Below are 11,275 nucleotides of genomic sequence, written 5' to 3'. Positions count from 1 at the left end.
TTTCGCAGACGCTCTCTCACCTCTGAACGCCAGGTGAGAGAGCGTCTGTGGTTTCCGCGCGAAAGGTGAGAGAGCATTGGCTGTGGCAGGCTGGGCGGGTGACTTCAGAGCAACATGACCCGCCCGCCCTGCTCACCCTCGACGTCGACGGCGGGACCTTCCGCCTCCGCCACGCCACACAGGCAGACCTGCCCCAAATACTCGAGCTCCTGGCGGACGACCAGTTGGCCGCAACCCGCGAGGACATTTCGGAGATGGCTCCGTACGAGCGTGCCTTCGAGGCGATCGACGGCGATCCTGCCCACCTTCTGGTCGTTGGCGAGCTCGTGGAGCCGGGGGCGCCGGCCGGGGCGGTCGTCGCCACGTTCCAGCTGAGCTTTCTCCCCGGCCTCTCCCGCCGCGGTGCCTGGCGCAGCCAGCTCGAAGCCGTCCGGGTGTCAGCGCGACTGCGTGGCCTCGGGATCGGGGCCGCCATGGTCCTCTGGGCCGCGGAGGAGTCACGCCGCCGGGGTTGCGCCCTGATGCAGCTCACCACCGACAAGTCGCGCAAGGACGCCCACCGCTTTTACGAACGCCTGGGGTTCGCGGCCAGCCATGAAGGCATGAAACTCACGCTCTAGTCCCTGGCGAAGATACAGATAAGGCCCACGTTCTCCATGAACGTGGGCCATATCTGTCCGCTCGCGCGGTGTGCCGAGCGCGGTACCGGCGCTTTCCTACGGAGGTCGGAGCCTAGACCTTGACGGTCCCTTTCGGCACGAACAGCGTCTCCGCCTGCTCCAGGGACATGCCGTTGGTCTCCGGCACCTTGAACATGACGAAGAAGAACGACGCCGCCGCGAACAGGGCGTACATGGCGTACGTGAGCGGCAGCGAACCTGCCGCCATTACGGGGAAGCTCAAGGTGATGGCGAAGTTGGCGATCCACTGTGCTGCCGCGGCGAGGCCAAGGGCGCGGGCGCGGATCCGGGACGGGAAGATCTCGCCCAGCAGAACCCACACCAGCGGGCCCCAGGAGGCGCCGAAGCTGATCACAAAGACGTTCGCGGCCACCAGAGCAACGGGTCCCCAGGCGCCGGGCAGTGAAATCTCTTCGCCCGAGCCTGTGGCTGAGGCGAAGGCCAGGGCCATGGCACCCAGCGAAACCGCCATGCCCACGGAGCCCGCCAGCAGGATGGGGCGCCGGCCGATCCGGTCCACCAGCGCGATGGCCACCAGCGTGACCAGTATGTTGGTGACGGACGTGGCCACGGAGATGGTGAGCGAGTCCTTCTCCTGGAAGCCCACGGCCTTCCACAGCGTGGTGGAGTAGTAGAAGATCACGTTGATGCCGACGAACTGCTGCAGCACGGACAGGGTGATGCCGATCCACACCACGGCCTGCAGTCCGAACACCTTGCCGCGGAGCGAGCCCTTCTGGCCTGCGAGCTTGTCTTCCTCGATGGCGGACTGGATTTCGCGGATGTGGCGGTCGGTGTCCTCGGACGGGGCGATGGTCTGGAACACCTTGCGTGCCTCGTCCTCCTTGCCCTTAAAGACCAGGAAGCGCGGGGATTCCGGCAGGGTGTACGCGATCCAGCCGTACACGACTGCTGGCACGGCGCCGGCGAGGAACATCCACCGCCACGCGTCGATGCCGAGCCAGAGCGGCTCATCCGCACCGCCGGCCGAATTGGCGAACACGGCGTCGGAGAGCAAGGCGGCAAAAATACCGGTGGTGATGGCTAGCTGCTGGAGCGACGCGAGCCTGCCGCGGACGTGCCGGGGCGAGATCTCGGAGATGTACGCCGGGGCAATGACCGAGGCCAGGCCGATGCCGAGCCCGCCCACCAGTCGCCAGAAGATCAGGTCCCAGACGCCGAACGCGAAGCCGGTGCCGGCGGCGCTCACCAGGAACAGGATGGCGCCGAGCTTCATGGCGGGAATGCGGCCGTACTTGTCGGCCACCTTGCCCGCAAGGTAGGCGCCGGCGGCGCAGCCCAGGAGGGCGACGGCCACGGCGAAGCCGGTGACGGCCTCGCTCAGGGCGAATTCGCCCTTGATGGCATCTACGGCGCCGTTGACAACGGAGGAATCGAAGCCGAAGAGGAACCCTCCCACTGCTCCCGCGATTGCGAGGCCGATCACCTTGCGGGGAACGCCAGGGCGGCCTTCAGTGCTGGATGTGGACATGGATCTCCCTTGGGCTTTTGACGCGTTGGGTTTTGGCTGTGCGGACATCGTTGACCACGGAACCGGCCCTGTTGGCCGGCGCACACGCGCTAAACAGTGTGCCACTTCACGCTGTGAGGTTCCACTTAGGGAAGGAGGGACGACGACGGCGGGTGCTTCCGCCGTCGTGTCCCGGCCTGACTCCGGCGCGTCAGGCAGCGCAGGCTTTTGCCGGGCAAGGCACCGTGTTGTCCCGGATTTCCGGGGAAAGGAAACGGCAGGCAGTCCAAAAGACTGCCTGCCGTGACGTATTCAACGGACGCGAGGCGGTTAGTGTGCGGCCACCGCTTCCTTCGAAGCAGCCTTCGGGTCCGTCAGCTTTTTGTTCGGCAGCGCGAAGCTGATCAGGAAGGCTATGCCGGTGAGTACTGCGGCGGTGAGCATCACGGCGTCGATCGACTGCGCGAAGCCCTCGGTGATGGGCCGGGTGAGCACGGGGTTGGCGGTGTGCAGCCAGCTGGTGTCGTTGAGGGAATCGTTGGTGGCGCCGTTCTGGAAGAACTCGTAGAGCTTGGAGTTGGCGGGGTCGGCGGCCACAGCGGGATCCTTCAGGACTTTCAGGTAGTCGGCGTTCTGCATGGCGTCCTTCATGCCCGTGGCGATGCGGTCCGCAGCCATGCTGAACAGCATGGAGATGAAGACAGCGGTGCCCACGGCGCCGCCCATCGACCGGAAGAACGCGGCGGAGGAGGTGCCCACGCCCATGTCCTTCGGCGGGACGGAAACCTGCATGGCCAGCGTGAGCGGCTGCATGCAGAAGCCCAGGCCCAGTCCGAAGAATACGGCGATGACGCCCGGAACCCAGAGCCCGGTGTCGACGCCCAGCGAGAAGCCCATAACGACGGCCGCTGCGGTCAGCACGGCCGTGCCCATGACGGGGAAGATCCGGTAGGTGCCCGACGCCGAGATGGTCCGCCCGGCGGTGATGGAGCCGGTGAGGATGCCCACGGTGAAGGTGATCATCATCAGGCCGGCCTCGGTGGGGGTGAGGCCCTTGACCAGCTGGAGGTACATCGGGAGCATGGCGATGGCGCCGAACATGCCGATGCCGATGATGAAGTTCAGCAGCGAGGACAGGCCGAACGTCAGGTTCCGGAACAGGCGGAGCGGAATCAGGGCGTAGTCGCCGGCGCGCTTCTCGGCCAGCAGGAACGCGACGATGCCCACGACGCCCAGCCCGATGCAGAGGAGGGAAGCCGCCGAGGTCCAGCCCCAGCTGCGGCCCTGTTCGGCCACCAGGAGCAGCGGAACGATGGCCAGCGTGATGGCGGCCGCACCCCAGTAGTCGATCTTCTGCTTGACGTGCTTGGCCGGCAGATGCAGGTAGAGGAACACTACGGCCAGCGCGGCGAGGCCGATGGGCAGGTTGATGAAGAACACCCAGCGCCAGCCGTCGAAGCCCAGGATGTTGGCGGACCCGGCGAAGGCGCCGCCCACCACCGGGCCGAGGACGGAGGAGATGCCGAAGACGGACATGAAGTAGCCCTGGAACTTGGCCCGGTCCTTCAGGGCCACAATGTCGCCGATGATGGTCAGCGCGAGGGCCAGCAGGCCGCCGGCACCCATGCCCTGGATGCCGCGGGCGATGGCCAGCTCGGTCATGGAATGCACCGACCCGGCGTACAGGGAGCCGGCCAGGAAGATCACGATCGCGGCCAGGTAGAGCGGCCGCCGTCCGAAGATGTCGCTGAGCTTGCCGTACAGCGGGGTGCTCACCGTGGAGGTGATGAGGTACGCGGTGGTGGCCCAGGCCTGCAGGGAGAGCCCGTCGAGGTCGTTGGCGATCGTGTAGATCGACGTGGACACGATGGTCTGGTCCAGCGAGGAAAGGAACATGCCGAGCATAAGACCCACCATCACTGTGATGGTCTGACGTTTCGTCAGGACGTCCCCGGCTACGGGCCCGGCGGCGGTTTTGGACATGACTGCTCCATTACAAAGAAAAGGGAATCAAGCTTGATAGTTGCTTTCAGTAACTATCTTACTTTGAGATTTGTTCCCCTGCCCCGCCGAAATGAGGAATTTACTTTTCAGCGCTCCACCAGGATTCCGTCCGGATCGCACCAGATCATGGCGCCCGGGCGCACCGCGACGCCGTCGATCTCCAGTTCCACATCCGTTTCGCCGGCGCCTTCCTTCGCGCTCTTGCGCGGATTGCTGCCCAGCGCCTTGACGCCGAGCGGCAGGTCGGCCAGGACCTCACGATCGCGGACTGCCCCGTTGATGACGACGCCGGCCCAGCCGTTGGCGACCGCGCTCGCCGCGATCATGTCCCCCATCAGGGCCGTTCGCAGGGATCCGGCACCGTCCACCACCAGCACGGCACCCTCGCCCGGGGTTCCCAGGGTGGACTTCACGAGGGCGTTGTCCTCAAGGCACCGGATGGTGCGGACCGGTCCGCTGAAGTGGGAGAGCCCGCCCAGCGACTGGAACTGCAGCGCGATGGAATCGAGTTCCTCGCCCCGTTCGTCGTAGAGGTCGGCGGTGTTGATGCTGCGGCTGGCGATGATGCCTGCCTTGCCTACCGTGTCGCGGCTTTCGGGGGTGTCTGCGGGGGAAGCGGTCATTGGTCCTCCTTGGAACTGGCTGTGGACAACCCGCGTGCGGGCTGTGATGCCCACGATAGTCTGATTCGACATCTATCATCAGTTCCTTGGGGAGCCGCAATGAGCCTTTCCGATCTGCCGGGGCACGTCCCGGATCCTTCCGCCGCTGCCGCCTCCCCGGGGGGACGTACTACGGCGGCGCTCGCCGAACCGGAGCGCAGGGTCACCGCGCGGTGGGTGACGGGACTTGTGCTGGTCAAGGTCGGGATCAACGCCGCCTTCTTTGGCCCCATCAACGTGTTCATCGGCCAGCAGGCGATCAGCATCGACGCGCCCAGCAAGGAAGCCATCCTGTCCCTCGTGACCAGCGCTGGCGCGGCAGTTTCGTTGGTCGCGAACCCGCTCTTCGGGGCCCTGTCCGACCGCACGGTCTCCGGCTTCGGCAGGCGCGCCCCGTGGGTTCTGGCGGGCGCGATCCTGGGCACTGCTGCGCTGCTGGCCATGTCCGGCGCGACGGCCGTGGCACTGATGGTCCTTTTCTGGTGCCTGGTCCAGCTCGGTGCCAACGCAGCCTACGCAGCTATTACGGCGGCGGTCCCGGACCGCGTGCCGGTGCCGCAGCGGGCCACCGTCGGCGGCCTGGCAGCGATGGGCCAGACAGTGGGCATACTCCTCGGCGCCGTTTTCGGTGCCGTCGTCTCAGGAAACTACATGGTGGGGTACTGGCTTTGCGCCGCAGCGCTCCTGCTGTCCATCCTGCCCTACCTGTTTCACCGGAATGATCCCGTATTGCCGCTTTCCGACCGCCCGCCGTTCCAGTGGAAATCCTTCGCCAGGGGCTTCTGGATCAGCCCTGCCCGGCACCCTGATTTCGCCTGGGCCTGGGTGACCCGCTTCCTGATGAACGTCGGAAACCAGCTGACCATCGTGTACCTTCTCTTCTTCCTCCGGGACATCATCGGGTACGAGGAACCGGCGCTCGGAGTGCTGATCCTCACCGGAATCTACGCGGCAATGGTGATGATCACGGCGGTGCTGGCAGGGCCATGGAGCGACCGGGTGGGCAAACGCAAACCGTTCGTTATCGGGTCTTCGGTCACCATCGCCATGGCGGCACTGATCATGGCCTTTTTCCCGGTCTGGCCGGGTGCCCTGGCCGGGGCCGCAGTTCTGGGCATCGGCTTCGGGGCGTACCTGGCGGTGGACTTCGCGCTGCTGACACAGGTGCTCCCGCAAGCGGCGGACCGGGGCAAGGACATGGGGGTCATCAACGTTGCCAGCTCCCTGCCGCAGGTGTTCGCGCCGGCGATCGCCTTCCTGTCCATCCAGTACTTTGGCGGCTACGTCACGCTGTTTTCCGCGGCCGCAGTGATCGGCCTGCTGGGAGCGGTGTTCGTGGTGAAGATCAAGGGTGTGGCCTGAAGTCAACCGCTCCGCGGCGCCGCAGCGAAGCACACCGTTTTGACTAATAAGCGCCAAGAACGGTGCCGTATAGTGGACTCGAATTGCTGCGGCAGTGCTCTGATGGGGATCGCCTGACCGCTGTACGAAACCCACTCCCGGAACGCTGCTGATGCTTGAACTCAATTCAGATCTTCCCCCCATGGCTGCGCCGCCGACCCTGCCCAGACAGCAGATCCGCTATGCCCGGATCCTGGATGCCGCCGCCGGATTTGCCCGGAAAGGGCTGGATTCCGTAAGCCTGGCCGAGGTCGCGGACAAGGCGAACGTTCCGCTGGGTACCCTTTACCGGTATTTTCCGTCCCCCACTCACCTGATGTTGGGGCTCTACCGGAAGCAGTTGGGCGAACTGCAGGTGGGAAGCTGGCCGGAGTCGGACGGAAGCCGCCTGCATTCCCTGGCGGGGGTGGTGATGGAGATTTTTCACATGCGGCTGATGCAGCCGGCGGTGGAGCAGTGCCTGAGCAAGGGCGTCTACGTGAAGGACAAGGACACCACGGTTCTCCTTCGGGAGATCGACGCCCTTGCCGAGCAGGCGGTGACGGTGGCAAGCGGCGACGCCGCCAAGTCCCGTGTGCTGTTGCTGACGGTCTCCGGCCTGGTGCAGGCGGTCCGCTGCCGCCGGCTATCGCTGTTCGAGGCCGAGGAAGACCTGAAGAAAGCCTGCTCGCTGCTTACCCGGTGCTAGTTCACGAGGGGGCCCGCGGGGCGCTCGTTCTCCAGTAGCGACGCGTAACTGGTCTAGACCAATACGAGGCTTCTGGCGGCATATTTCTGTGACGTGGATCACGTAAGCCAGTGAATAAACGTTTTATCACAGTCACTGGTCGGCCCAGTGTCCATTCGGCCGCCGCGCGTCTGTTTACCATTGCAGGACCGGAGTGGTTAGCAGCCCGTACCTTGCAGGAGCCTCACCGCGGTCCCGCCATCCCTTGGGCCGCAGAAGTTCCAGCCAGCCCACCTTGAGCCTCCTATGTGCTTGAGCCTCATTTGTGCCGTGCGCCCACGGCTAGCCCCAGGAGACAACGAAGTGTCCACTGAAACCATCACTCCCGCTGACGGCATTTCCGCCGGTTCCGCCTCCGCCGAGCAGTCGACCGTACTGACCGACCAGGAGATCTTCGAGGCCCACCAGGGCGGCAAGCTGTCAATCTCCAGCACGGTCCCGCTGGCCAGCAAGCGCGATCTTTCCATTGCCTACACGCCGGGCGTTGCCCAGGTCAGCCGCGCCATCCACGCCGACCCGGAGCTTGCCAAGACCCTCACCTGGGCCCAGCGCCTGGTGGTTGTGGTCAGCGACGGCACCGCTGTACTGGGCCTCGGCAACATCGGCGCCAGCGCGTCCCTGCCTGTTATGGAAGGCAAGTCCGCGCTGTTCAAGTCCTTCGGCGACCTGGACTCCATCCCGCTGGTCCTCAACACCACCGACGTGGACGAAATCGTGGAAACCCTGGTCCGCCTGCGCCCCTCCTTCGGTGCCGTGAACCTTGAGGACATCTCCGCCCCGCGCTGCTTCGAGCTCGAGGAAAAGCTCATCGAAGCCCTGGACTGTCCGGTGATGCACGACGACCAGCACGGCACCGCCGTCGTGGTCCTCGCCGCGCTGACCGGCGCCGCCAAGGTGACCGACCGCGAACTTGAAGGACTCCGCGTCGTGGTTTCCGGTGCGGGTGCCGCAGGCATCGCCGTCGCCGAAATCCTGCTGACCGCCGGTATCCGGGACGTCGTCCTGCTGGATTCGCGCGGCGTCATCAACAAGGACCGTGCGGACATCGCCGCCGACCCCGCCAGCAAGAAGGCCCAGATGGCGCAGCGCAGCAACCCGCGCGGCATCACCGGCGGCCCGGGCGAGGCCCTGCTCGGCGCCGACGTGTTCATCGGCGTCTCCTCCTCGCAGCTCGCCGAGGAGCACCTGAAGCTCATGAACCACAGCTCCATCGTGTTCGCGCTGTCCAACCCGGACCCCGAAGTCCTGCCCGAGGTCGCCTCCCGCTACGCCGCCGTGGTGGCCACCGGGCGTAGCGACTTCCCCAACCAGATCAACAATGTGCTGGCCTTCCCGGGAATCTTCCGGGGCGCGCTGGATGCCGGTGCCCGTCGGATCACTCCCGCCATGAAGCTCGCCGCGGCACGCGCCATCGCTGCGTTGGCCGAGCCTGAGCTGTCCGCCGACTACATCGTGCCCAGCCCGCTGGATCCGCGCGTCGCCCCGGCCGTTTCCGCCGCTGTCGCCGCAGCGGTCGAAGCCGAGTAACCGCGGAGCACTCTCCGCCAGGAAGTTCGACGGCGGTGCCTCCCGTGCTGGGGAGGCGCCGTCGTCGTCGTATGTGAAAGCGCTTAGCCCGGGCAGCCCCCGGAGGCAACCCATGCCGGGAACCCTCGCCGGGCAACCCTAGACTTGGGGCATGAACCCCGAGATCCTTGTGACTGTCCTCTGCGGCCTTGCCATCGTGGTGGGTGTGGCCGGCACCGTTATCCCCGTGCTGCCGGGCAGCATCCTCATCGGACTGAGCCTGCTGGCCTGGGCCATCTGGGGAGGCGCCGGAACGGCCGGCTGGGTGGTTTTCGGAATCGGACTGGTGTTCGTGCTGGCGGGAATGGCGGCCAGCGCCGTGCTGACGGGACGCAAACTCAGGGAACACCGCATCCCCAGCCGCAGCGTGGTGGCGGGTCTCGTCTTTGGGGTGGTGGGCATGTTCCTCATCCCGGTAGTGGGCCTCTTTGTAGGGTTCGCCGCCGGTTTGCTGCTCAGCGAATCCCACCGCACCCGCGATTTCCGCACCGCCATGACAACCAGCTGGGCCGCCCTGAAAGCTACCGGTCTGGGCATGCTGGTGGAGTTCGGCCTGGCCTGCTTGGCCGCGAGCACCTGGGTGATCGGTGTCTGGGTGGCCGCAGCCAGCTAGCTGTGGGGAGGCCCTCCCAGCAGCCGCCAAGCGTGCACCACTAGCATGGAAGAATGAGCGCCGGACAGACCTCAGGACCGATCTATCGCGACCAGCGCGACCTCACCCCGTTCGGCGACGCGCTGGTCCGCACGCCGGTGCGTGACATCGCAGACGGGGTGGGCGGGATCCTGCACAGCGCCCTGGGCGGCCGCAACGCTGCGCTGCTCAGCGTGGATGGCCCCGTCCCCCGCATGAAGCGGCTCCCCGGGAAGGCCGCCAAGACCGTATACGAGGCGGTCTTCCACAACGCCGATCCCAACCGGCTGATCACCGCCGGCCGGGCCTATCCCGGCTGGGCCGGGCTTTGCTACGTCATGGCCGGGCTCCTCGCCTACAAACAGGGCGGCTACCTGCGCGCCTCCGAGCTCCTGCAGCGGGGCCTCACTACCAGGAACGACGACGACGCCAACCAGTTCGCGTCGGGCTACCTGACCCGCGTGGTCACCCGGGTTGAAGTCGCCGAACGCATCGAGGTTCCGGTGCTCTTCAGTGAAGAGGCCGTGTTCCTGGCGCTGTCGCACTCGCTTCGGGAAACGGGCCACCTTGAGACGGCGCTGCAAACCGTGGCGTCGCTTCCGCCGTCGCTGCCTGCGGCCCTGGCGCGCTGCTCGCTGGCCCATGCGCTGGGACGCGACAAGGAGGTGGCGGTGTGGACGGAAGGGCTCCTCAACTCCGATGACCTCTCTGCCGCGCTGCTCCTGGTGCGCGCCCGTTCACTCCGGCGGCTTGGGGCCAGCGCCGCTGCCCAGGCGGCCCTCAAGGAAGTCCTGCGGCGCCGCAAGACCCATCTGGCGCTGCGGAACGACGCCATGACCGACCGCGCCCTCCTGCTGCTGGACAACGGCCGCAAGTCACTCAATCCGCGGGACTGGCTGCGGGGCCGGCCGGCCGAACTCGAGACCTTCGAAGTCATCCGCAAGGACGTCGAGGAGCGCAGGCTCTGGGAACAGGAATGGAAGCAGTTGGACCGGGAATAGAGCTCCTCGTCCGGGTCCGGCAGGCCCGGCGCCGGAGGCCCTTGTGGGCAATGGCAGGCCGCGGTACAACGGACCAATGAGCGATGCAATCAGGCAGTGGATGGAAAAGTACATCACGGCGTGGACCACCAACAAGCCGGACGATATCCGCGCCCTCTTCACCGAGGACGCCGTCTACGCCACCCGGCCCTACGATCCGAACGCGTGGCGCGGGCATGAACAGATCGTGGAACACTGGCTGACCGAGGCTGACGAGCCGGAGGAGTGGACCTTCGAATGGTCGCCGCTCGGCTCGGACGGTGACCTGCATTTCGTTCAAGGCCGCACAAACTACCTGGGTGACCGTCCCAGCTACGAGAACCTGTGGGTGGTCCGGCTCGGCCCGGACGGACGCGCTTCCGCCTTCACCGAGTGGTTCATGGAACGCAAGGTCTGAGGGCGCCGGCCGGTGCTATTGCTACTGCCAGGCGATCCCGGCCACCACCGGAATGAGCTGCTCGGACAGCAGCACGGTGCCCAGCGCCACCATGATGATCCCGCTGGCAAGGGTCACCCGCCGGGCAGCCCCGGGCCGTGAGTGCAGCAGCTTCCTGGAGAGCAGGGCAACACACGTGTACACCACACCGGCCAGCAGGACGAAGGTCAGGCCCAGCAGCCCGGACTGCACCGGTACCGGCAAAGACGCTTCCGGGCTGACAAACTGGGGAACCAGCGCCACGAAGAACAGCAGCCCCTTGGGGTTGATCCCGCTGGTGCCGACGCCCTGCAGGAAGGTGCGGAACTGGTTGGATTCCGTTTGTTTGGAGTCGCCCACGGCGGCCGCTCCGGGGCCGAAACTGGCGCCGCGCCACGACCGGATGGTGCCGAAGCCCAGCCACAGCAGGTAGGCCGCCCCTGCCACGGTCAGCCAGCCAAGGACGCCGGGCGCACCGGCCAGCAAGGCGGCAAGCCCCGCCACCATGAGCACCGTGTGCAGGACGTAGCCGCTGCACAGTCCGGCCACGGCGGGGACAAAACTGCGCTGTTTCAGGCCCGCCGCAATGGAGTAGGCCCAGTCCACTCCGGGGGTGCAGGCCAGGGCGCCGGCAACCACCAGGAAAGCGAGGAATAACTGGGAATTCACGGGCGGCCT

Annotated in this window: 11 protein-coding genes; 7 read left to right on the top strand and 4 right to left on the bottom strand. The window is 66.3% G+C overall.

From position 1 onward, the window contains the following. The first annotated feature begins 98 nt into the window (after window positions 1-98). Window positions 99-620: a GNAT family N-acetyltransferase gene (locus ASF98_RS07810; RefSeq protein ID WP_082506759.1), complete on the top strand. Its 522-nt coding sequence runs from the start codon at window positions 99-101 to the stop codon at window positions 618-620. A gap of 112 nt (window positions 621-732) precedes the next feature. Here ASF98_RS07810 and ASF98_RS07805 read toward each other — a convergent pair whose 3' ends face one another. From ASF98_RS07805 to rraA, 3 genes are all read right to left on the bottom strand, one after another. Further along, the gene (locus tag ASF98_RS07805) at window positions 733-2,172 is read right to left on the bottom strand and encodes a sugar porter family MFS transporter (RefSeq protein ID WP_055799842.1); all 1,440 of its coding nucleotides are present in this window, start codon (window positions 2,170-2,172) and stop codon (window positions 733-735) included. A 309-nt stretch (window positions 2,173-2,481) separates the two neighbouring features. Then, window positions 2,482-4,134: an MDR family MFS transporter gene (locus ASF98_RS07800; RefSeq protein ID WP_055799838.1), complete on the bottom strand. Its 1,653-nt coding sequence runs from the start codon at window positions 4,132-4,134 to the stop codon at window positions 2,482-2,484. A gap of 107 nt (window positions 4,135-4,241) precedes the next feature. After that, a complete protein-coding gene (gene rraA / locus ASF98_RS07795) occupies window positions 4,242-4,778 on the bottom strand; it encodes a ribonuclease E activity regulator RraA (RefSeq protein ID WP_235505705.1) in 537 nt (178 codons plus the stop codon). Window positions 4,779-4,877: 99 nt separating this feature from the next. Here rraA and ASF98_RS07790 point away from each other — a divergent pair, with 99 nt between their 5' ends. From ASF98_RS07790 to ASF98_RS07765, 6 genes are all read left to right on the top strand, one after another. Beyond that, window positions 4,878-6,179: an MFS transporter gene (locus ASF98_RS07790; RefSeq protein WP_055799835.1), complete on the top strand. Its 1,302-nt coding sequence runs from the start codon at window positions 4,878-4,880 to the stop codon at window positions 6,177-6,179. Window positions 6,180-6,330: 151 nt separating this feature from the next. Then, the gene (locus ASF98_RS07785) at window positions 6,331-6,906 is read left to right on the top strand and encodes a TetR/AcrR family transcriptional regulator (protein WP_055799833.1); all 576 of its coding nucleotides are present in this window, start codon (window positions 6,331-6,333) and stop codon (window positions 6,904-6,906) included. 342 nt (window positions 6,907-7,248) lie between these two features. Continuing rightward, entirely contained in the window at window positions 7,249-8,472 is a 1,224-nt protein-coding gene (locus tag ASF98_RS07780; RefSeq protein WP_235505701.1) for an NAD(P)-dependent malic enzyme, read from the top strand. Window positions 8,473-8,623: 151 nt separating this feature from the next. Beyond that, window positions 8,624-9,124, top strand: coding sequence for a DUF456 domain-containing protein (locus ASF98_RS07775; RefSeq protein ID WP_055799831.1), 501 nt, complete (start codon window positions 8,624-8,626; stop codon window positions 9,122-9,124). Between the two features lie 53 nt (window positions 9,125-9,177). After that, entirely contained in the window at window positions 9,178-10,143 is a 966-nt protein-coding gene (locus ASF98_RS07770; RefSeq protein ID WP_055799828.1) for a hypothetical protein, read from the top strand. 76 nt (window positions 10,144-10,219) lie between these two features. Then, on the top strand, window positions 10,220-10,579 hold the full coding sequence (locus ASF98_RS07765) for a nuclear transport factor 2 family protein (RefSeq protein ID WP_055799824.1): 360 nt from the start codon (window positions 10,220-10,222) through the stop codon (window positions 10,577-10,579). A 21-nt stretch (window positions 10,580-10,600) separates the two neighbouring features. On the opposite strand, the gene ASF98_RS07760 is transcribed toward ASF98_RS07765, so the two are convergent. Beyond that, complete coding sequence (locus tag ASF98_RS07760; protein WP_055799822.1) at window positions 10,601-11,266, bottom strand: LysE family translocator; 666 nt, start codon at window positions 11,264-11,266, stop codon at window positions 10,601-10,603. Between the last annotated feature and the right edge of the window lie 9 nt (window positions 11,267-11,275).

It is taken from the genome of Arthrobacter sp. Leaf337 (genome assembly GCF_001423745.1).
Taxonomy (GTDB): Bacteria; Actinomycetota; Actinomycetes; order Actinomycetales; family Micrococcaceae; genus Arthrobacter.
The sequence above is the reverse complement of the archived record's forward strand: the minus strand, read 5'-3'. Positions and strand labels throughout refer to the sequence as shown.